The following is a 20,090-nucleotide window of genomic DNA, read 5'->3' as shown; positions in this document are numbered from 1 at the left end:
CGGCTTCTGACAACGCGTCGGACGGGCACGACGCGAATCGACATCCGGGCGGAAACTTTTTTCGCGGGCCGGTCACGTCACCCGGTCGGAGTAAGGCCAGACTGGACGACATGGCGGGTAAGACGAGTGCCGGGATCCTGCTCTTCCGCAGGTCGGGCGAGGTGACCGAGGTGCTGCTCGGGCATATGGGCGGGCCGTTCTGGGCGAAGAAGGACGCGGGCGGCTGGTCGGTGCCCAAGGGCGAGTACGAGCCGGACGAGGCGCCCGAGGCCGCGGCGCGGCGCGAGTTCCAGGAGGAACTGGGGTTGCCGGCGCCGGAGGGGGAGTACCTCCCGCTCGGCGTCGTGAAGCAGTCCGGCGGCAAGGTCGTGACGGTCTGGGCGGTCGAGGGCGACCTCGACCCCGCTCAGGTGGTGCCGGGCACCTTCGAGATGGAGTGGCCGCCGCGCTCGGGCCGGACGCAGGAGTTCCCGGAGGTCGACCGGGTCGCCTGGTTCGGGCTGGCCGAAGCGGAGGAGAAGCTGCTCAGAGGCCAGCGCCCGTTCCTCGTCCGGCTGGGTGAACTGCTCAACGGCTGAGCAACTGCGGGCAGGGGTGGGCGCCGCACTCGCGTGATCGAAGGCGTAACTCGCGTGTTTGAAGGCGTAACTCGCGTGATCAGCGGCGGAACACAGAGTGCGGCATCCAGTCACGCGAGTTGCGTGCCTGATCACGCGAGTTACGCCTTTGGTCACGCCGCGCCTGCGTTCCCCGTCCGCGTGACTGGGTGGACGACACGGCGACTCGTCCGGCTGATCGCGCGCGGCCTCAGCGGTTGAGCAACTCGCCGAGTGGTTTGTCGGCCAGCGAGCCCAGTACGAGGTCGGCGTGGTCGAAGTTGAGCACCGCGGTGATCGCGTTCGGCACCGCGACGCATTCGAGCCCGGCGGCCTTCGCCGCGGTGACGCCGTGCGGTGAGTCCTCGAACGCGATCGCCTCGGACGCGGGCAGGTCCAGCGCGGCGAGCGCGGCCAGGTAGAGGTCTGGACTCGGCTTCGCCTCATGGAGGTCTCCGGTGAGGACGGCCTCGAACGCGTCCGCGAGCCCCAGCCGGTTCAGGTGCGTGGTGACCCAGTCGCCGGTCGAACTGGACGCGATGGCCAGCCGCAGGCCGCGCTCCTTGGCGTCTTCGAGGTACTCCTCGACGCCGGGCCGCGGGCCCACCGACTCCAGCAGCTCGGTGACCCTGGCACGGACGCCGGTGCGGATGGCGACCCGGTCCAGGTTCTCGTCGTTCTCCTCCAGCAGCTCGAACATCGCGACGGCGGTGTTCTGCGTGCCGATCACGGTGTGCCAGACGTCGAGGGGGAGTTCGCCGCCGCGGGCGCGAAAGGTCTCCTGCCAGGCCACGAGGACGGCCGCCTCGGTGTCGACCAGCGTCCCGTCGAAGTCGAAGATCAATGCGCCGGTCATGGGACGAGTCTACGTCTTGACTCACTGAGTGGTACGGATTACCGTACGCATTCGTTAGGAAACTTACCAAACGAACACGTGTACTCGAAGTGAACGCCGCGCACCCGTCCCTCTCAACCCGCCGCCACGGATTCCCGGGGAGATCGATGTGAAGGCCCGAACCCGACTACTGCCCTTAGGCGCGGCCGCCATCCTGTTGCCGACGCTGCTCAGCGGAAACGCCCAGGCCGCTGATGTCCTTTTGTCCCAAGGTAAACCCGTCCTGGTCTCCTCGGTGGAGTCCTCATCCTACGGCGGCCCGCTCGCCGTCGACGGCAAGAGCACCACCCGCTGGGCGAGCACGGAAGGCGTCGACCCGCAGTTCATCCGCATCGACCTCGGCGGCCCGTCGGCCATCAACCGGGTCAAGCTGAACTGGGAGGCGGCGTACGCCTCCGCGTACCGGCTGGAAGTCTCCAACGACGGCTCGGCGTGGACGCCGATCAAGTCCGTGACCAACGGCAACGGGGGGACCGACGACCTCACCGGGCTGGCCGCGCGCGGCCGGTACCTGCGCCTCGTCGGCACCAAACGCGCCACCAGCTACGGCTACTCCCTTTGGGAGATGCAGGTCTACGGGACGTCGGACTCCTCCGGCGACACGCAGGCGCCCACCGCGCCGTCGAACCTCAAGGCGGGTTCGGTCACTTCGTCCACTGTGGACCTGACTTGGACCGGCTCGACGGACAACGTCGGCGTCAGCGGCTACGAAGTGCTGCGGAACGGGCAGGTCGTCGGCACTACGGAAAGCGCTTCCTACACCGACAGCGGGCTGAGCGCGTCGACCGCGTACACCTACACCGTCCGCGCGAAGGACGCCGCCGGCAACACCTCGGCCGCCAGCAACCAGATCCAGGCGACCACGCAGGCGGGCGGTTCTTCGTTCGTCCTCGCCGCCTCCGGTGACATCGCCGAACAGTGCACCGCTTCGTCGTCTTCGTGCATCCACCCGAAGACGGCCGCGCTGGTCGGCCAGATGAACCCGGCCGCGGTCATCACCATGGGCGACAACCAGTACGACGACGCCCATATCGAGGACTTCACGAAGTACTTCGACAAGACCTGGGGCAAGTACAAGAACATCATGCACCCGGTCCCCGGCAACCACGAGACCTACGACCACACCCCGCTGGGCGCCTACAAGCAGTACTTCGGCAAGATCGCGACGCCGAACGGGAAGACCTACTACAGCTGGGAAATGGGCAACTGGCACTTCGTCGCCATCGACAGCACGGAGTTCTCGCCCGGCCTCGCCGCGAACGCGATCAGCGACGAGCAGCTGAACTGGATCAAGCAGGACCTGAAGAACAACACCAAGCCCTGCGTCGCCGCGTACTACCACCACCCGCGCTACACCTCGGGTGACCACGGCGACAACAGCAAGATGGCCACGCTCTGGGAGACCCTGGTCCAGAACAAGGTCGACCTGGTGCTCAACGGGCACGACCACCACTACGAGCGGTTCCACCCGCAGAACGCCGACGGTGACAAGGACCCCGCGGGTCCGGTGCAGATCATCGGCGGCGGTGGCGGGGCGAGCCTGTACCCGGTCAAGACCGAGCACCCGGCCACGGCGAAGGCGATCTCGACCTACGGCGTGCTCAAGCTGAACATGTCGGACAACGCCTTCTCGACCCAGCTGATCGGGCTCGACGGCAAGACGATCGACTCCTCGCCCACCTACACCTGTCACTGATCCTCGCGATCCGGGTGCCGGGTCGCGCTGCGACCCGGCACCTCCTCACGGCGCTGGAGGTCTCCCATGTACATCGCCACCAGTAGGGGAGCGGACGCCGCGGCGGACGTCCCGAAGAGCGGCGTGAAACGGGCCGTCACCGGGAACGTCGTCGCGCTCGGCCTGGTCAGCCTGGTCACCGACATCTCGTCGGAGATGGTGACCGCGGTCCTGCCGCTCTACCTGGTCCTCGGTCTCGGCCTCAGCCCGCTGCAGTTCGGCGTGCTCGACGGCCTCTACTCCGGTGTCACCGCCGTCGTCCGGCTGGTCGGCGGGCATCTCGCGGACCGGTGGCAGCGGCTCAAGGCGGTCGCCTGCTTCGGTTACGGTCTCTCGGCGCTGGGCAAGATCGGCCTGATGATGGCGGGGTCGTCCACCGTCGCGATCGGCGCCGTGCTCGCGGCCGACCGCACCGGCAAAGGCGTCCGGACCGCGCCGCGGGACGCGCTGATCACCTTGAGCAGCGAGCCGGAACACCTCGGCCGCGCGTTCGGTGTGCACCGCGCGATGGACACCTTCGGCGCGTTCCTCGGCCCGCTGGTCGCGATGGCCGTGCTGTGGCTCAGCCTCGGCAGCTACGACTCGGTGTTCTTCACGAGCTTCTGCGTCGCCGCGATCGGCGTGATCATCCTGGTGGTGCTCGTCAAGGACCACCAGCCCAAGCCGCGAGCCGACCGCCCGAAGGTCTCCTTGCGGGAGACCGCGGGCCTGATCCGGCAGGCGTCGTTCCGGCGGATCTGCGTCTGGGCCGCGCTGCTGGGCCTGGTCACCCTCAGCGACTCGTTCCTCTATCTCGTGCTGCAGCGCCGCTGGGAACTCGGCGCGGTCTTCTTTCCCTTGTTGCCGCTGGGAACCGCCGGCGTGTACCTGCTGCTGGCCGTCCCGTTCGGCAGGCTTTCGGACCGGATCGGCCGCTGGAAGGTGTTCCTCGGCGGGCACGTCGCGCTGGTCGTGGCGTTGCTGGCGCTGCTCGGGCCGGTGGACGGCGGCATCCTCGCGGTGCTGGCGCTCGTGCTGCACGGTGTCTTCTACGCGGCCACCGACGGCGTCCTGATGGCCGCCGCCGGGCCGTTGCTGCCCGAACACCAGCGGGCGAGCGGGCTGGCGCTCGTGCAGACCGGGCAGGCGACCACGCGGATGCTCGCGTCCGTCCTTTTCGGACTCGCCTGGACCACCTGGGACCTGCATGCCGCGGTGCTGGTCGCCGCGGGCGCGCTGGCCGTGGTGGTCGTCGCCGCGGCCGTCCTCCGTCCTTTGCGGACCTACGCATGAGGGCGCGGATCATCGGCGTGGTGGTAGCGGTCGTCGTCCTGATCGCGGCGGCCGTCGGCTACGGTGTCGTCTCGCGGGACCGCGGGCCGGACGTCAACTCGGTCGCCGTCGTCACCGGGCAGCCGGTTTCGGTGCAGGCCAAGGGACAACTGCTGTTCCGCAACACCGCCGAAGGCCCGGACTTCGGCCATCTCGCGACCGTCCCGGTCGACCGCCCCGGCGAGCCGCGGAAGGTGTCCGGCCTCAGCTGCGACCGGTTCGCCGCCTCGGCGGGGACCGCGCTGTGCCTGGCCGCCCAGCCCGGAGTGCTGCCGCCGATGACCGACGTCATCGTGCTGGACAAGGACCTCAACGAGATCCGCCGGATCGAACTGCCCGGAACGCCCAGCCGAGGCCGGGTCTCCCCGGACGGGAAACGCGCCTACTGGACGTTGTTCGTCAACGGGGATTCCTACGCGGAGACAGGGTTTTCGACCCGGGCCGGGATCTTCGACCTGACGACCGGGAAGCTGATGAAGAGCATCGAGGAGATGGGGCTCCTGCTCGACGGCAAGCCGTACTACTCGTCCGACGTGAACTACTGGGGGATCACCTTCACCCCCGACGGCAAACGGTTCTACGCGACCGTGGGGACGAAGGGGAAGACGTACCTGGTCGAGGCGGACTACGAGAAGCTCGTCGCGAAGATGATCCGGGAGAACGTCGAATGCCCGTCGCTCTCACCGGACGGGAAGCGGATCGCCTTCAAGAAGAAGGTTTCCGCCGATCTCGCGGCGCCGTGGCGGCTCGCCGTCCTCGATCTGGCCTCCGGGAAGGAGACCATGCTGGCCGAGACCCGCAGCGTGGACGACCAGGCGGCCTGGCTCGACGACCGGACCGTGGCCTACGGCGTGGACTCGGCGATCTGGTCGGTGCCGGCGGACGGGAGCGGGACGCCCAGGCTGGTGGTCGAGCAGGGCAGTTCGCCGGCGGGCGTGTAGCGCTACACGACGCCCATCGCGTCCGCTTGCTCCCGGAAGACGTCGTAGGCGGCCTTCCCGAAGAGCACGAACCGCACCAGCTCCACGGAGCACGACCCGGCCGAGAGCGTGTCCACCACGGTTTCGAGGGCGATCTCCGCCGCGGATTCGACCGGCCACCGGTAGATCCCGGTCGAGATCGCGGGGAACGCCACGGTGTGCGCGCCGAGGTCGGCGGCCACGTGCAGCGAGTTGCGGTGGCAGGAGGCGAGCAGCGCCGAGCGGTCTTCGGAATCGGACCACACCGGCCCGACGGTGTGCACCACCCAGCGCGCCGGGAGGCGGCCCGCCGTGGTGGCGACCGCCTCACCGGTCTTCAGCCCCTTGCCGTAATGCCCCGCGCGCAGGGCCCGGCATTCGGCGAGGATCTCCGGCCCGCCGCGCCGGTGGATCGCGCCGTCCACCCCGCCGCCACCGAGCAGCGACGAGTTCGCGGCGTTGACCACCACGTCGACCCGCTGTTCGGTGATGTCGCCTTCGACCAGTTCGATCATCGTGATCGCTCCGTCAGTCGGTGAAGTACTCGATCAGGACCGGGGCCACGGCCTTCGGCTTGAGCATATGCGTCTGGCCTTCGATCGTGCGGTGCTCGGCACCGGGGACCGCCTTCGCCAGCGCGGCGACACCGTTGCGGATCCACGCGGGGCTCTTGCCGCCGTCCATGACCAGCGTGGGCACGGAAACGCTCGCCCAGCGGCCCTCGGGCAGCGGGGTGCCGTCGTGCAGGCCGTCGAACAGGGCGGCGTCGTAGCGCAGCGTCGGCGCGACCTTCTTCAGCTTCGGCCAGGCAGGCATGAACTGCATCATGAACACGACCGGGGCCGGGACGCGGACACCTTCCCGCATGAAGGTCTTGATCGCGGTGCCGGGCTTGCCGGTGGCGATGGCCTTCTCCAGCCGTTCGGCGTAGTCGGCCGGGACCGGCGGGCGGGTGTCGTCGACGACCAGCGGGAATTCGTAGACGGCCAGTTTCGTGATGGGGAGCCCGGCCTTCGCGGCTTCGAGGGCGAGCGCGGCGCCGGACGAGATCCCGTAGACGTGGGCGGTCCCGCCCGCTTCCTTGATCAGCGCGGCGATGTCCTCGACTTCGCGGGCGACAGAGAACGGCGCGGTGTCGCCGCTTTCGCCGCGGCCGCGGCGGTCGTAGGTGTAGACGGTGAAGTGCGGGGCCAGTTCGGCGGCCAGCGGCTTGGCCGGGCCGAACTCGCGGTGGCACATCGCGCCGTCGACCAGGATGACGGCGGGGCCGGAGCCGGTGCGGGTGTAGGCGATGGTGGTGCCGTCTTGCGAGGTCACGGTGCTCATGGCGGGAATTCTCCTCGAATGGTCTAGCGAGCGGAACGGAGGATGACGGCGGTGACCCAGCCCCAGGCCAGCATCACGGTGGCCCAGAAGGCGAGCATCACGACGGCGTTCGCGTTGCCGGAGCTGATCCCGGCGAAGGAGGCGAAGAACGCGATGCCGGTGGCGCGGGAGTAGACGGCCCAGCCGCGGTGGCCCTCACGGGAGAAGCGGCTCGCGAAGACGAAGGTCGCGACGATCAGCGACAGGAAACCGATCGAGCCGGCGGCCATGTGCAGGACGCCCGCGGTGCTGATGGTGGCCGGGCCGCTGCCGGCGGGGAAGCCGTTGCCGGGGTCGGCCTTGAAGACCGCGGCGAACAGCAGGCTGACGCCGAAGACGCCCAGCAGCCGTGGCCCCCACGTGCTGCCTCTTCCCGGTTCGAGCGTCCGGCTCAGCCCGATCGCTCCGGCGAGCATCAGGACGCCGGTGACCAGGAAGTTCGCCACCTGGATCCAGCCCGCGTCGCCGTTGCTCAGCATGCTCGCCGGGTGCTTCGTCACGTCGAAGCCGTCGCGGACGGCGGCCTGGGTGAGCGAGGTCAGGAAGTACAGCGGACCCGAGACGGCGCCGCAGGCGAGCAGGGTGCGGGCCGGCAGTGCGACGGGGGTCCGGGTGGCGGTGATGGTCATCGTTTCGGCCTTTCGGGGCGGCGGGTGCGTTGGCACAACTCTCACTCCGAAAGGCTCAGTTGTCAAGACAAAAAAAATTGTCGGTTGCGCCGCCGGGACACCGTGAGGTGTCGCGACGGGGTGGCTACTGGGCGTTTCGCAAGGTCAGGAGGGTGATCTCGCTCGGCGCGAAGACTCGCAGCGGCGGCCCCCAGAAGCCGGTGCCGCGGCTCGTGTAGAGCTGCGTGCGCTCGCCGTGGCGCGAAAGCCCGGCCAGGACGGGCTGGTCGAGGCGGACCAGGAGATGGAACGGCCAGATCTGGCCGCCGTGGGTGTGCCCGGAGATCTGGAGATCGATCCCGGCCTCGGCGGCCTGCTTGATCTGCTTCGGCTGGTGCGCGAGCAGGACGACCGGCGTGTCCGAGGCGACGCCGTCGAGCGCGGCGGGGAGGTCGGGGCCGTGGCCGGGCAGGCCGGACGCGGCGCCGGTCGGGTCGTCGATGCCGGCGAAGACGAGCGTGTCCCCGCCTTGGCGGACCTTCGCGTGCCGGTTGTGCAGCGTGTCCCAGCCGAGGTCGCGCATGTGGTCGAGCCAGGCTTGCGCCTCGCCGAAGTACTCGTGGTTGCCGGTGATGTAGAACTTGCCGAGCTTCGCCCGCGCCTTCCCGAGCGGCGCGACCTGGTGCGCGCGTTTGGCGACGGAGCCGTCGGCGAGGTCGCCCGCGTGGGCGACGACGTCCGCGTCGAGCTCGTTCACCACTTCGACGACCTTCTCCGACCACGTCGTCCGGTTCAGCGGGCCGAAATGGGTGTCGGTGATGATCGCGAAGCGGAGACCGTCGAGCCCCGCGCCGAGGCGGGGGAGCACGACGTCGAGTTCCTTGAGCCTCGGCACGCGCCGGGCCTCGAACATCCCGTACGCCGCCAGCGCCGCGAAGGCGACCAAGACCACTCCGGACACGATTCCCGCCGCACTGTCCACTCCGGACACCGCGAGGACGAGCCGCAGCACGTTTCCGAGTACGGACAACGAGAACAGCAGCCAGATCAGCCCGAGGGAGAGGTCGCCGATCTTCGCCGCGAGATCACGCTGCCACGGGCCGTGGCCGAGGACCATGCACGCGGGCACGGCGAGGGCGGCGGCGGCGAACACGACCGTGCCGAGGACTTCGAGCGCGGTGGGGAGCTCGGGGGAGCCGACGATCGTCCACCACGGCACACCGAACAGGAGGGCGAGGGCGGCGATCAGCGCGGCGACGCGGACAAGGATGCGGGGCATGATGACGGCCAGACTAACAGACCATTGGTCTCTACCGCCGTCCTCGCTGAGGGCCTCTCAGGTACGTCCGCGGGCGTACGCGTGGTGTCGCTTCACGGCCGACGCTTTTCGTCCTGCCGCGGAAGACACTCTTCGGCATGAAGCCACGGACGATCGAACGTGTCGCCTACGCGACCGGCGCGCTCCTGTTCCTCAGCGGTCTCGTGCACGCGGTCGTGCTGGTCGTTTCCGACGGTTCGTGGACCGGGCCGGTGTCGATGCGGAAGGCGGTCACGTTCGGCTTGTCGTTCGGGCTGACGCTGGTCACCGTCGCGTGGGCGACGTCGTACGTCGCGGTGCGGCCGCGCGTGCGGAACGTGCTGCTCGGCGTCTTCACGGCGGCGAGTGTCGTGGAGACGGCATTGGTGAGCATGCAGGCCTGGCGTGGGGTGCCGTCGCATTTCAACTTCGAGACCGGCTTCGACAACGCCGTGTCGACCACGCTCGCGGCGGGTGGCGGCGTCATCATCCTGACGGCGGTGACGTTCACGGCCGCGGCTCTGCGCGGCGACGGGGAGACGACGGCGAGCATGCGGCTCGCGGTCCGGTTCGGGCTTGTCGCGCTGCTGGTGGCGCTGGGTGCGGGCGCGGCGATGATCGCGAGCGGCGTCGCCGAGGCGCGGGGCGGGAACCCGCAGGCCGCGTACACCACCGCCGGCGCGCTGAAGCCCCTGCACGCGGTGGCGATGCACGCGATCCTGATCGTGCCGGGGCTGGCCTGGCTGCTGCGGTTCGCGGACTGGACGGAACGGCGGCGCGTGCGGCTGGTGTGGGTGGCGATCGGTGCCTATTCGGTGCTGACCGCGGTGGTGGGGCTGGAATCGGTCGCGGGGGTTTCGCCGCTGGCGGCCTCGCCGGTGGAGATGGTGACTTCGGGGGTCGCTTTGGGGGTGCTGGGGCTTATCGGTGCAGTGGGTGTTTGTGAAGCGGTTCGGCGCCGGTCCCGGGTGTCGTGAGCATCTCCGCCGGCGTTGCGAAAGCCACTTTCGCAACCTTCAACGTTGCGAAAGTGGCTTTCGCAACACGCCACTCAGATCACCGACGACAGCGCGCTAGCGGCCCACGTAAGTGCGAAGGTGCCGCGCCGTGAGCGTGTCACCGGAGGCGACCAGATCGGCCGGAGTCCCCGTGAACACCACCTGGCCGCCTTCCGAACCGGCGCCCGGCCCGAGATCCACGATCCAGTCCGCGTGCGCCATCACCGCCTGGTGGTGCTCGATCACCACCACCGTGTTCCCGTCGTCGACGAGCCGGTCCAGCAGCCCGAGCAGCTGGTCGACGTCGGCGAGGTGCAGGCCGGTGGTCGGTTCGTCGAGGACGTAGGTCGCCGACTTCTCCGCCATCCGGATGGCGAGTTTGATCCGCTGCCGTTCCCCGCCGGACAGCGTCGTGAGCGGCTGTCCGAGCCCGAGGTAGCCCAGGCCGACGTCCGCGAGCCGGTCCAGGATCGTCCGCGCCTGCCCCGAGGGGAAGAACTCGCGCGCCTCGGCGACCGGCATCGCGAGGACCTCGCTGATGTCCTTGCCCCGCAGCTTGTACGTCAGCACTTCGGCGGTGAACCGCTTGCCTTCGCATTCCTCGCAGACGGTCGCCACGCCGGCCATCATCGCCAGGTCGGTGTAGATCAGCCCGATGCCCTTGCACTTCGGGCAGGCGCCTTCGGAGTTCGCGCTGAACAGGGCCGCCTTGACGCCGTTGGCCTTGGCGAAGGCGGTGCGGATCGGGTCGAGCAGGCCGGTGTAGGTCGCCGGGTTGCTGCGTCGCGAGCCGCGGATGGCCGACTGGTCGAGCACCACCACGTCGTCCCTTGTGGACAGTGAGCCGTGGATGAGCGAGCTCTTGCCCGAGCCCGCGACCCCGGTGACCACGGTCAGCACGCCCAGCGGGATGTCGACGTCGACACCGCGCAGGTTGTGCCGGGTCGCGTTGCGGATCTCGATCTGTCCGGTCGGCACGCGGACGTCCGTGCGCAGCCGCGCCCGGTGGTCGAGGTGCCGCCCGGTCAGTGTCCCGGAGGCGCGCAGTCCGGCGACGTCGCCGGTGTAGCAGATCCGCCCGCCGTTCGGCCCGGCGCCGGGACCGAGGTCGACGACGTGATCGGCGATCTCGATCGTCTCCGGTTTGTGCTCGACGACGAGCACGGTGTTCCCCTTGTCCTTCAAGAGAAGCAGGAGACCGTTCATGCGCTGGATGTCGTGCGGGTGCAGCCCGACGGTCGGTTCGTCGAAGACGTAGGTGACGTCGGTGAGGCTGGAACCCAGGTGCCGCACCATCTTCACGCGCTGCGCCTCGCCGCCGGACAGCGTGCCGGACTCACGGTCGAGGCTCAGGTAGCCGAGGCCGATCTCCACGAGCGAGTCGAGGGTTCCGCGCAGGGTCTGCATCAGCGGCCCGACCGACGGATCGTCGATCTTGCGGAGGAAATCGGCCAGGTCGCTGATCTGCATCGACGAGCAGTCGGCGATGTTCAGTCCCTCGATCTTCGAGGACAGCGCCGCCTGGTTGAGCCGCGCGCCTTCGCACGACGGGCACTGCCGGAAGGTGATCGCCCGGTCCACGAACGCCCGGGCGTGCGCCTGCATCGACTCCTTGTCCTTCGACAGGAACAGCCGCTGCACCTTGACCAGGAGGCCTTCGTAGGTGGTGTTCATCCCGCCGAGCTTCATCTTGGTGGCGGGTTTGTGCATGAAGTCTTCCCACTGCTGCGGGGTGTAGTCCTTCAGCTTGACCGCGGGATCGACGAAACCGGACTCCGCCAGCCCCTTCCAGTACCAGCTGCCCGGCGTGAAGTTCGGGACGGTGATCGCCCCTTCGTCGAGCGAAAGCTCCTTGTCGACCAGCTGGTCGATGTCGATGCTGGAGACCTTGCCCAGGCCCTCGCATTCGGGGCACATCCCCTCGGGAAGGTTGAAGCTGAACGCGCCCGACGTCCCCACGTGCGGCGTTCCCAGCCTGCTGAAGACGATCCGCAGCATCGTGTGCGCGTCGGTCGCGGTGCCGACCGTGGATCGCGAGTTGGCGCCCATCCGCTCCTGGTCGACGACGATCGCGGCGCTCAGGTTCCGCAGCGCGTCCACGTCCGGCCGTCCGACCGGGGCCATGAAGGACTGGATGAACGCGGTGTAGGTCTCGTTGATCAGCCGCTGCGACTCCGCGGCGATGGTGCCGAACACCAAGGACGACTTCCCCGAGCCCGAAACACCGGTGAAGACGGTGAGACGGCGTTTGGGGATGTCGACCGAGACGTCGGCGAGGTTGTTCTCTCTGGCTCCGCGCACCTGGATCATGTCGTGGCTGTCGGCGGCCGAAGGCATGGCTCTCCCCTGGTTGGAACTCTTTAGCCTGTAAAGTGAGGGTAGCAGAGGTTAGTTTATGCTGTAAGGAGTTGGCAAGTGGTCGTCTACGCGGCGCAGGGGGACCCCTGGCGGTCGATGGCACTGCTGTGGCGGACCGAGTCGCCGGACGCCGAGCGGCCCGGCCCCAAACCGGGGCTTTCGGTGGAGCTGATCGTCGAAACCGCCATCGCCATCGCGGACGCCGAAGGAATGACCGGCCTCTCGATGCGCGCCGTCGGGGACAGGCTCGGCCGGACGGCCATGGCGCTCTACACCTATGTCCCGAGCAAGAGTGAACTCGTCGACCTCATGTACGACACGGCGCTCGCCGAGCTTTCGGCCACTTACGACGGAGACGGCTGGCGCGCCGACGCCGCGCGCTGGGCCGAGGATCTGTGGGACTTCTACCTGCGGCACCCGTGGGTCCTGCAGGTCTCGCAGGCGCGGCCGGTGCTCGGGCCGAACGAATACGTCGTCCTGGAGTCGCTGGTGAAGATCCTGCGCCGGACCGGATTGCGCCCGACGGTGCTGCGGCGGCTGGTCAGCGCGCTCTATTCGTGTGTGCGCGAGCCGGCGAGGACGGCCTCGGAGGCGCGGCTGGCCGAAAAGGCGACGGGGCAGTCCGACGACGAGTGGTGGTACGCGCGCTCGGCGCACCTGAAGGAGGTCTCGCCGGATTTCGCCGAGCGGTTCCCGACGCTGACCTGGATGGAGAGCGAGCACGCGTTCCGGATGGAGGACGAGACGGTGTCCTATCTGGAGCAGGAGGCGAGGGAGGCCTTCGAGTTCTCGCTGAGGGTCGTCCTGGACGGAATCGAAGTCGCGACGAAAGCGGAGTAGCCTTCTCCGCATGCCCTCCGATTTCGCCTTGAAGACCATGAACGCCGTCCATCGCGTCATCCAAAAGGTCAGCGGCGGCCGCGCCGGCTGGCAGGTCGCCGGGATGACCGTCCTGGAACTGACCACCATCGGCCGCAAATCCGGCCAGCCGCGCACCGTCCTGCTGACTTCGCCGCTGCGCGAGGGTGACGCGTACGTCATCGTCGCCTCGCGCGGTGGCGACGACCAGCACCCGGCGTGGTTCCTCAACCTCCGCGACAACCCCGACGTCCAGGTCACCCTGAAGGGCGAGAGCGCGAAGCCGATGGTCGCGACCGTGGCCGACGCCGAGCAGCGCGCCCGCCTGTGGCCCAAGATCACCGCGGACTTCAAGAACTACGCGCAGTACCAGACCAAGACCGAGCGAGAGATCCCCGTGGTGCTGCTGTCGCCCAAGGCGTAGGGGCGCTCAGGTTTCGGTGGTCGTGTCGCGAAAGCCACTTTCGGGACGTCAGATGTCCCGAAAGTGGCTTTCGCGACACGGGTGCCCGGCCGGCCACCGCGACCCGGCTCGGCTGTGCGGCCAACCTGACGGAACGCGTTGCGAAAGCCACTTTCACAACCTTCAACGTTGCGAAAGTGGCTTTCGCAACCTCGCCGCATCCCCCGGACGGGCCGGGTCCATCGGCCCTACCGGCGAGTCGGTAAGCCGGGGACCGTGGATCTCGACGAAGCACACGACGAGAACGCGGGGATGCCGATGTCCGACTCCTTGGGTCTCGAGACGCTCGGCCGCGAGCAGTGCCTGGCGCTGCTCGCGGGCGCCGGGCTCGGCCGGGTGGTGTTCACTTCGCGCGCCATGCCGGCGATCCAGCCCGCGCGGTTCGCGCTCCACCACGGCGCGATCGTGGTGCGGACTCCGGCGCAGAGCGCGTTGTTCGCCGGGATACTCGACAGCGTGGTGGCGTTCGCCGTCGACGAGTTCGCCAAGGACCTGGGGACGGGCTGGTTCGTCACCGTCGTCGGCCGCGCCTCCGAGGTGCGTGATCCGATCGTGATCGCCGAGCTCGAGACGCTGCCGCTGGGCTGCTGGACTGGTCAGGCCGACTCCCGCTACCTCCGGATCCCGATCGAGTCGGTGACCGGACGGAGGATCCTCGGCGCGTGCGGTAACGAAGCACTGTCCGTGATCGACGCACCAGATGAGCGATCCGGGCGCGTCTGTCATTCCTGACCCCACTGCCCGGGGAGTTACTCCGGGACGGTGACGCCAGTGCGGCGGGTGAGTGCGGCGAGCGACGCCAAAGCGCCCAGGATTCTGGACGCGGTGGCCGGGATCGCCCACGATCTCAGCCTCTCCGACGTCCTGCGGCGCCTGGTCGAATCGGCCTGCGAGCTGACCGGTGCGCCGTTCGGCGCGCTGAGCGTGCTCGATTCGGACGAGTTCATCCGCTTCGGCGACGCCTGGGCGCGGCCGCCGTCCGAGGACGAGGCCCGGGTGGTGCCGATCCGCATGCGCGGCCGCATCTTCGGGCTGCTGTACCTCGCCCGCAAACCGGACGGTGAGGATTTCACCGAAACCGAGGACGACCTGCTCGTCGCGCTCACCGCGGCGGCCGGTGTGGTGATCGAGAACGCCGCCCTGTTCGACCAGGTGCAGCGGCGCGAGCGCTGGCTCGAAGCCTCCTACCACGTCACCGGCGCGCTCCTGGCCGACCAGGATCTGACCGCGACCCTCCGCCTCATCGCCGAACGCGCCCGCGTCGTCGCCGGCGGTTCGGCGGGTGCGGTCGCCCGGCCGCGCGGCGACGGGATGCTTGTCTTCGAGATCGTCGAGCCGCCGGGGCCGGACGCCGACCGGATCGCCGGGGTCACCGTGCCGACCGAGGGCACCGCGACCGGGCTGGCGTACACGAGCGGCAAACCCGTCGTGGTCCGGGAGTACGGCGACAAGGTGATCGAGCACCAGGGTGGCCGCGGCGTCTCGATGCCCGCGATGATCAAGGACCTGGATTCCACGGTCGCCGTCCCGTTGATCGTCGGCGAGGAGAAGCTCGGCGTCCTGCTGGTGGCGAAGTTCCGGGACAAGACCCCGTTCTCCGCCTACGACGTCCAGCTCGCCGAGACCTTCGCCGCGCACGCCGCGCTGGCGGTCGAGTTCGCCCGCGCGCAACAGGACAGGCAGCGCCTCGCCGTCTTCGAAGACCGCGACCGGATCGCCCGCGACCTGCACGACCTGGTGATCCAGCGGCTGTTCGCGATCGGGCTCGGCCTGGAGGGGCTCGGTAGGCTCGCGGGCGAACCCGCCGTCGCCGACCGTGTGACCGGTTTCGCGCACGAGATCGACCGCACCATCCGCGAGATCCGCAACAGCATCTTTTCCCTGCAGGAACCGGCGGAGGCGCAGGGCAGCCTCCGGTCGGAGCTGCTGCGGGTCGCGCTCGACGCGGGCTGCGCGTCCGAACCCCGGGTCGGGTTCGACGGGCCGCTCGACTCGACCGTGCCGGACGCGGTCCGCTCCGACCTCATCGCGACCCTGCGCGAAGCACTGTCCAATGTGGTCAGACACGCCGAGGCGACGGCGGTCTCGGTCGACGTCTCTGTCGACCGGGACGGCCGGTGGCTGAAACTTTCGGTGGTGGACGACGGCGTCGGCATGCCCGCCGAACCCGGCCACCGCAGCGGCGTGGCGAACCTGGCCGAACGCGCGGCCCGCTGGAACGGCTCGTTCGCCGTCGAAGCGGCGCCGGAAGGCGGGACGAAGCTCGACTGGTCGGTGGAGCTGCCGGCCCGACAGGGGAGTGTGCGATGACGATTTCGGTGTTCCTGCTGGACGATCACGAACTCGTCCGCACCGGATTGAAGACGGTCTTCGAGGCCGAAGACGATCTCACCGTGGTCGGCGAAGCGTCCACGGCCGCCGAGGCGTACGTGCGGATCCCCGCGGTCAAACCGCAGGTCGCGGTGCTCGACGTCCGGCTCCCGGACGGCGAGGGGGTCAGTGTCTGCCGGGAGATCCGGGCGTCGATCGACCCGCCGCCCGCCTGCCTGATGCTGACGTCCTATTCGGACGACGACGCGTTGTTCGGCGCGATCATGGCCGGCGCGGCCGGGTACATGCTCAAGCAGGTCTCCGGTGGCGCGCTCGTCAAGGCGGTCCGCACGGTCGCCGCCGGCGGATCGCTCCTCGACAGCACGCTGACGGCCTCGGTGATGAACCGGTTGCGCGGGGAGAGCGACCTCCCGGACCCGCGGTACGAACAGCTGAGCCCGCAGGAGCGGCGGGTGCTCGACCACATCGCCGACGGGCTGACCAACCGCCAGATCGCGGAAAAGCTGTACCTGGCGGAGAAGACGGTCAAGAACTACGTGTCGTCCCTGCTGCACAAGCTCGGTTTCGAACGCCGCACCGCCGCCGCCGTCTACGCCACGCAACGCCGCAAGCCCACCGTCTAGAAAATCGTGAACCCGCCGGCGAAATCGGGGTTCTCGCGCAGCACCCGGCGCAGTTCGTTGAGGGCCCGGTGCTGCGTGACGCGGACCGCGCCCGCGCTCGCCATGCCCAGCGCGCCGGCGGTCTCCTCGGCGCTGTATCCGTGGATCACCCGCAGCACCAGCACGTCGCGCTGTTTCGCCGAAAGGACCTCGAACAGCCGCGACAACCGGCGTCGGCGATCGGCCCTCTCGACCTCCTCGAACGTCGGGTTCCACGGTCCGTCCTGGTCGGGCTCCGGATCGGGCACCGGCGCGGACGGGTCGCGGGCGAGGTTGCGGCGGACATCGGCGACCTTGTGCGAAGCGATCCCGAAGACGTACGGCAGGAAGCTGTTGTCCTGGTAGCTGTAGCGCGGCAGGGCGACGAGGACGGCCATCATGACTTCCTGGGCGCAGTCTTCGGCGTTGGAGACGCCGCGGACCGTCCCGCCCAGCCTGCCCGCGCAGTAGCGGAACACGATCGGCCGCAGGAGCGCCAGCAGCCTGCCGACGGCGGGCCGGTCGCCGCTGATCGCCGCACGGATCAGCTCGCCGTCCGGTTCCCCCGGGCGGGGCTGATATGTCGGGCGCACGGCTTCTGACACGGCGGTCACGCCGGTCCTGCCGTTCTCGGTCCCATCGTCCCCACCTCCCGGAAGCCCCCAGCCCTGTTTGGCCCTTCCGACGTTACGGAGCGCGCCCGCGCGTCACACCGGTCCAGCAGCCCGGAGTAGTCGGGTCTTTGGACCCTGGTGCCGCCGGGGTATGGACTTTCGCCAGATTGGTCTAGACAATTGCCCCAGCGCGGCGGCAGGCCGCCCTTTCACGGAGGAATCGCGATGAGGCGTTCCAGATCCTTGGCATTTCTGGCCGTTTTGGTGCTCACCTTCACCGGCCTGATCACCGGCGGCGGCACCGCGAGCGCGGCCAACCTGCTCCTCAATCCCGGGTTCGAGGCGGGTTCGACGTCCGGCTGGTCCTGCGCGGCGGGCGCCACCGTGACCACGCCGGTCCGTTCGGGCGGTTACGCCGTTTCGGTCACGCCCGGCTCGACGATCGGGAAATGCGCACAGACGGTATCGGTCCAGCCGAGCACGACCTACGCGGTCTCGGCCTGGGTGAACGGGAACCCGGTGTACCTCGGGGTCACGGGCGGGCCGTCGACCTGGACCGCGGCGACCTCCTACACGCAGCTTTCGCTTTCGTTCACGACGTCGGCCACGCAGACGACGGCGGAGGTGTACGTCCACGGCTGGTACGGGTCGGGCACCTATTACGCGGACGACATCAGCCTCGACGGACCCGGCGGTGGCACCCCCGGCGCGCCGCCTGCACCGGGGAATCCGGCCGTGGGCACGGTGACGAACTCGTCGATCGCGCTCTCGTGGGGCGCCTCGGCGGGCACGGTGACCGGCTACCGCGTGTACGAGGCGGGCAAGGTGGTCGCGACGGTGACCGGGACTTCGGCGACGATCTCGGGACTGACAGCCTGCTCGTCGCACAGTTATTCGGTGGCCGCCTACAACAGCGCGGGCGAGTCGCCCAAGAGCACGGAGGCGGGCGCCACGACCTCGGGCTGCGTCGACTCCGGCCTGCCGAAGCACGCGCTGATCGGCTACCTGCACGCGAGTTTCGCCAACGGTTCCGGCTACACGCGGATGGCCGACGTCCCGGCGGCGTGGGACATCGTCAACCTGGCCTTCGGTGAACCGACCTCGGTGACCTCCGGCGACATCCGCTTCACGCGGTGCCCGGTCGCGGAATGCCCGACGGTGGAAAGCGACGCGGAATTCATCGCCGCGATCCGCGCGAAGCAGGCACAGGGCAAGAAGGTGCTGATCTCCATCGGCGGGCAGAACGGCCAGGTGCAGCTGACCACGACCGCGGCGCGTGACGCGTTCGTCAGCTCGGTGTCCGCGATCATCGACCGGTACGGGCTGAACGGGCTCGACATCGACTTCGAGGGACACTCGCTCTACCTCAACTCCGGCGACAACGACTTCCGTAATCCGACCACGCCGGTGATCGTCAACCTCATCTCGGCGCTGAAGACGTTGAAGGCTCGCTATGGTGCGGGATTCGTGCTGACGATGGCGCCGGAGACGTTCTTCGTGCAGACCGGATACCAGTACTACGGCGGCCTCGGCGGCGCCGACAACCGGACGGGCTCGTACCTCCCGGTGATCCACGCGATGCGGGACGCGCTGACCGTGCTGCACGTCCAGGATTACAACTCCGGGCCGGTGATGGGGCTGGACAACCAGTACCACTTCATGGGCGGCGCGGACTTCCACATCGCGATGACCGACATGATCAAGGCGGGTTTCACGGTGTCCTCGACCGGATTCCGGTTCCCGGGGCTGCGTGAGGACCAGATCGCGTTCGGCCTGCCCGCCGCGGTGAGCGCGGGCAACGGGCACACCGCTCCGGCGGCCGTGCATTCGGCGCTGAACTGCCTGGTGAAGAACTCCGGTTGCGGGTCGTATTCCTTGCGCGGCGGCGCTTCGCCGGCGTTGCGCGGGCTGATGACGTGGTCGATCAACTGGGACCGGTACTACGGGTGGGAGTTCCAGAACGCGCACGAGCCGTTCCTGAACGCTCTGCCCTGATCGCATTCAGAGGACTGAATGCGGCGGTTGTAAGTACGTGAAGGCCCCCTTCATTGCGCTAGGCGCAGTGAAGGGGGCCTTCACGTACTTCAGGGCTCGCGGCCTCGGCACCGGCTCGGCCCGTGCGCGCCCCGGCAGCCGTGTCGTGAAAGCCACTTTCGGGACATCAGACGTCGCGAAAGTGGCTTTCGCGACACGCCAGACCCGGTTTCGGCGCGAGCACGACCGTGTCCAACGAGTGCTCGACAGCATCGACGAGGCCACCAGCACCGCTGGGAGCACACCCGCATGTCCTCCGGTTCCGACTGGCGAGCCCGACATATGCAGAAGTCAGGACTTACTGCGTGCGAAAAGAATCGCTTGCTGAGCTTTCGCATCCGGGTCGAGCAGCATCTGAGCCTCGACCACGAATCCGGCATCGCGCAGCCAGGATGCCACCTGGTCAGGCTGACGGCGGTGGACATGGACCTTCATCGGGTGACCGCCATAGCCCTCCGTCATCAACCGCGACTCGTCGCCGACGTGAAACAGGAGCTGCAGCGGTCCGCCGGGACGCAATGCTCGGTGGAAGTGCCCGAACACAGTCGGCACATCATCGTCAGGGATGTGGATCAACGACTGCCAGGCGAGCAGGCCGGCCACCGAAGCGACGGGGAAGCCCAGGTCCGTCATCGAGCCCACCTCGAACCGCAGGCCGGGGTGGTCGCGCCGGGCCACGTCGATCATCCCAGGGGAGAGGTCGACACCGAAGGCGTCGACACCGAGCTCATGCAGGTGGGCGGTGACTTCACCGGGGCCGCAGCCCACGTCCGCGACCGGCCCGCCGCCGGCGATCCGCACGCTGTCGGCGAACAACGCCAGAGCCGCGTGCAGGTACTGGTGTCCGGCGAGGGCGCCGCGCACTTGGTCGGCATAGCTGACCGCGACCGTGTCATAAGAGGTTCGGGTGTCGGCCAACCAGTCATCCGTGGTCATGACCGGCACGATATTCCATGATCACGACCCTCCCCACCGCCAGGAAGTCGAGGATCACGCTCACAACGGGACACGGCCACTGCCGCGACAA

19 protein-coding genes are annotated in these 20,090 nt (G+C 68.9%); 11 read left to right on the top strand and 8 right to left on the bottom strand.

Going from position 1 to position 20,090, the window contains the following annotated elements:
• The first annotated feature begins 110 nt into the window (after positions 1–110).
• The gene (locus tag H4W30_RS13365) at positions 111–578 is read left to right on the top strand and encodes an NUDIX domain-containing protein (RefSeq protein WP_192743140.1); all 468 of its coding nucleotides are present in this window, start codon (positions 111–113) and stop codon (positions 576–578) included.
• Positions 579–807: 229 nt separating this feature from the next.
• On the opposite strand, the gene H4W30_RS13360 is transcribed toward H4W30_RS13365, so the two are convergent.
• The gene (locus H4W30_RS13360; protein WP_192743139.1) at positions 808–1,452 is read right to left on the bottom strand and encodes an HAD family hydrolase; all 645 of its coding nucleotides are present in this window, start codon (positions 1,450–1,452) and stop codon (positions 808–810) included.
• 196 nt (positions 1,453–1,648) lie between these two features.
• Here H4W30_RS13360 and H4W30_RS13355 point away from each other — a divergent pair, with 196 nt between their 5' ends.
• The 3 genes from H4W30_RS13355 to H4W30_RS13345 all read left to right on the top strand — a co-directional run bounded on the left by H4W30_RS13355 (position 1,649) and on the right by H4W30_RS13345 (position 5,478).
• Positions 1,649–3,187 (top strand): discoidin domain-containing protein, encoded by a 1,539-nt coding sequence (locus H4W30_RS13355; RefSeq protein ID WP_192744088.1) that lies wholly within the window; start codon positions 1,649–1,651, stop codon positions 3,185–3,187.
• A gap of 66 nt (positions 3,188–3,253) precedes the next feature.
• The gene (locus tag H4W30_RS13350) at positions 3,254–4,498 is read left to right on the top strand and encodes an MFS transporter (RefSeq protein WP_192743138.1); all 1,245 of its coding nucleotides are present in this window, start codon (positions 3,254–3,256) and stop codon (positions 4,496–4,498) included.
• Positions 4,495–5,478, top strand: coding sequence for a TolB-like translocation protein (locus tag H4W30_RS13345; RefSeq protein WP_192743137.1), 984 nt, complete (start codon positions 4,495–4,497; stop codon positions 5,476–5,478). The genes H4W30_RS13350 and H4W30_RS13345 overlap by 4 nt, the downstream gene beginning before the upstream one ends.
• 2 nt (positions 5,479–5,480) lie before the next feature.
• Here the strand turns inward: H4W30_RS13345 and H4W30_RS13340 are convergent, their stop codons facing one another.
• The 4 genes from H4W30_RS13340 to H4W30_RS13325 all read right to left on the bottom strand — a co-directional run bounded on the left by H4W30_RS13340 (position 5,481) and on the right by H4W30_RS13325 (position 8,748).
• On the bottom strand, positions 5,481–6,011 hold the full coding sequence (locus H4W30_RS13340; protein WP_192743136.1) for an O-acetyl-ADP-ribose deacetylase: 531 nt from the start codon (positions 6,009–6,011) through the stop codon (positions 5,481–5,483).
• A gap of 13 nt (positions 6,012–6,024) precedes the next feature.
• Positions 6,025–6,822 (bottom strand): alpha/beta fold hydrolase, encoded by a 798-nt coding sequence (locus tag H4W30_RS13335; RefSeq protein ID WP_192743135.1) that lies wholly within the window; start codon positions 6,820–6,822, stop codon positions 6,025–6,027.
• A 23-nt stretch (positions 6,823–6,845) separates the two neighbouring features.
• Positions 6,846–7,490, bottom strand: coding sequence for a DUF998 domain-containing protein (locus H4W30_RS13330; protein ID WP_192743134.1), 645 nt, complete (start codon positions 7,488–7,490; stop codon positions 6,846–6,848).
• Positions 7,491–7,614: 124 nt separating this feature from the next.
• Positions 7,615–8,748 (bottom strand): metallophosphoesterase, encoded by a 1,134-nt coding sequence (locus tag H4W30_RS13325; protein ID WP_192743133.1) that lies wholly within the window; start codon positions 8,746–8,748, stop codon positions 7,615–7,617.
• 137 nt (positions 8,749–8,885) lie between these two features.
• On the opposite strand from H4W30_RS13325, the gene H4W30_RS13320 reads away from it, so the two are divergent.
• On the top strand, positions 8,886–9,743 hold the full coding sequence (locus H4W30_RS13320; protein ID WP_192743132.1) for a hypothetical protein: 858 nt from the start codon (positions 8,886–8,888) through the stop codon (positions 9,741–9,743).
• 96 nt (positions 9,744–9,839) lie between these two features.
• Here the strand turns inward: H4W30_RS13320 and H4W30_RS13315 are convergent, their stop codons facing one another.
• Complete coding sequence (locus H4W30_RS13315) at positions 9,840–12,101, bottom strand: ATP-binding cassette domain-containing protein (protein WP_192743131.1); 2,262 nt, start codon at positions 12,099–12,101, stop codon at positions 9,840–9,842.
• A 78-nt stretch (positions 12,102–12,179) separates the two neighbouring features.
• On the opposite strand from H4W30_RS13315, the gene H4W30_RS13310 reads away from it, so the two are divergent.
• From H4W30_RS13310 to H4W30_RS13290, 5 genes are all read left to right on the top strand, one after another.
• The gene (locus tag H4W30_RS13310) at positions 12,180–12,962 is read left to right on the top strand and encodes a TetR/AcrR family transcriptional regulator C-terminal domain-containing protein (protein WP_192743130.1); all 783 of its coding nucleotides are present in this window, start codon (positions 12,180–12,182) and stop codon (positions 12,960–12,962) included.
• 10 nt (positions 12,963–12,972) lie between these two features.
• Positions 12,973–13,404, top strand: coding sequence for a nitroreductase family deazaflavin-dependent oxidoreductase (locus H4W30_RS13305; protein ID WP_192743129.1), 432 nt, complete (start codon positions 12,973–12,975; stop codon positions 13,402–13,404).
• A gap of 291 nt (positions 13,405–13,695) precedes the next feature.
• Positions 13,696–14,175, top strand: a complete 480-nt coding sequence (locus tag H4W30_RS13300; protein WP_192744087.1) for a pyridoxamine 5'-phosphate oxidase family protein — start codon at positions 13,696–13,698, stop codon at positions 14,173–14,175.
• 30 nt (positions 14,176–14,205) lie between these two features.
• A complete protein-coding gene (locus H4W30_RS13295; protein WP_192743128.1) occupies positions 14,206–15,753 on the top strand; it encodes a sensor histidine kinase in 1,548 nt (515 codons plus the stop codon).
• Positions 15,750–16,397, top strand: a complete 648-nt coding sequence (locus tag H4W30_RS13290) for a response regulator (RefSeq protein WP_192743127.1) — start codon at positions 15,750–15,752, stop codon at positions 16,395–16,397. The genes H4W30_RS13295 and H4W30_RS13290 overlap by 4 nt, the downstream gene beginning before the upstream one ends.
• On the opposite strand, the gene H4W30_RS13285 is transcribed toward H4W30_RS13290, so the two are convergent.
• Positions 16,394–17,029 carry a sigma-70 family RNA polymerase sigma factor gene (locus H4W30_RS13285; RefSeq protein WP_192743126.1) on the bottom strand — a complete coding sequence of 212 codons (636 nt, stop codon included), beginning with the start codon at positions 17,027–17,029 and terminating at the stop codon, positions 16,394–16,396. The genes H4W30_RS13290 and H4W30_RS13285 overlap by 4 nt on opposite strands.
• 225 nt (positions 17,030–17,254) lie before the next feature.
• On the opposite strand from H4W30_RS13285, the gene H4W30_RS13280 reads away from it, so the two are divergent.
• The gene (locus tag H4W30_RS13280; RefSeq protein WP_192743125.1) at positions 17,255–19,024 is read left to right on the top strand and encodes a chitinase; all 1,770 of its coding nucleotides are present in this window, start codon (positions 17,255–17,257) and stop codon (positions 19,022–19,024) included.
• A 330-nt stretch (positions 19,025–19,354) separates the two neighbouring features.
• On the opposite strand, the gene H4W30_RS13275 is transcribed toward H4W30_RS13280, so the two are convergent.
• Positions 19,355–19,999 (bottom strand): class I SAM-dependent DNA methyltransferase, encoded by a 645-nt coding sequence (locus H4W30_RS13275; RefSeq protein WP_192743124.1) that lies wholly within the window; start codon positions 19,997–19,999, stop codon positions 19,355–19,357.
• Positions 20,000–20,090 lie beyond the last annotated feature (91 nt).

Source organism: Amycolatopsis roodepoortensis, from assembly GCF_014873915.1.
GTDB lineage: Bacteria > Actinomycetota > Actinomycetes > Mycobacteriales > Pseudonocardiaceae > Amycolatopsis > Amycolatopsis roodepoortensis.
This window is presented reverse-complemented; position numbering and strand designations above follow the sequence as displayed.

Excerpts from the sequence above, each read along its gene's own strand:
- H4W30_RS13365 (WP_192743140.1), top strand. The coding sequence starts at position 111 with ATGGCGGGTAAGACGAGTGCCGGGATCCTGCTCTTCCGCAGGTCGGGC.
- H4W30_RS13360 (WP_192743139.1), bottom strand. The coding sequence starts at position 1,452 with ATGACCGGCGCATTGATCTTCGACTTCGACGGGACGCTGGTCGACACC.
- H4W30_RS13350 (WP_192743138.1), top strand. The coding sequence starts at position 3,254 with ATGTACATCGCCACCAGTAGGGGAGCGGACGCCGCGGCGGACGTCCCG.
- H4W30_RS13345 (WP_192743137.1), top strand. The coding sequence starts at position 4,495 with ATGAGGGCGCGGATCATCGGCGTGGTGGTAGCGGTCGTCGTCCTGATC.
- H4W30_RS13340 (WP_192743136.1), bottom strand. The coding sequence starts at position 6,011 with ATGATCGAACTGGTCGAAGGCGACATCACCGAACAGCGGGTCGACGTG.
- H4W30_RS13335 (WP_192743135.1), bottom strand. The coding sequence starts at position 6,822 with ATGAGCACCGTGACCTCGCAAGACGGCACCACCATCGCCTACACCCGC.
- H4W30_RS13330 (WP_192743134.1), bottom strand. The coding sequence starts at position 7,490 with ATGACCATCACCGCCACCCGGACCCCCGTCGCACTGCCGGCCCGCACC.
- H4W30_RS13325 (WP_192743133.1), bottom strand. The coding sequence starts at position 8,748 with ATGCCCCGCATCCTTGTCCGCGTCGCCGCGCTGATCGCCGCCCTCGCC.
- H4W30_RS13320 (WP_192743132.1), top strand. The coding sequence starts at position 8,886 with ATGAAGCCACGGACGATCGAACGTGTCGCCTACGCGACCGGCGCGCTC.
- H4W30_RS13315 (WP_192743131.1), bottom strand. The coding sequence starts at position 12,101 with ATGCCTTCGGCCGCCGACAGCCACGACATGATCCAGGTGCGCGGAGCC.
- H4W30_RS13305 (WP_192743129.1), top strand. The coding sequence starts at position 12,973 with ATGCCCTCCGATTTCGCCTTGAAGACCATGAACGCCGTCCATCGCGTC.
- H4W30_RS13300 (WP_192744087.1), top strand. The coding sequence starts at position 13,696 with ATGCCGATGTCCGACTCCTTGGGTCTCGAGACGCTCGGCCGCGAGCAG.
- H4W30_RS13290 (WP_192743127.1), top strand. The coding sequence starts at position 15,750 with ATGACGATTTCGGTGTTCCTGCTGGACGATCACGAACTCGTCCGCACC.
- H4W30_RS13280 (WP_192743125.1), top strand. The coding sequence starts at position 17,255 with ATGAGGCGTTCCAGATCCTTGGCATTTCTGGCCGTTTTGGTGCTCACC.
- H4W30_RS13275 (WP_192743124.1), bottom strand. The coding sequence starts at position 19,999 with ATGACCACGGATGACTGGTTGGCCGACACCCGAACCTCTTATGACACG.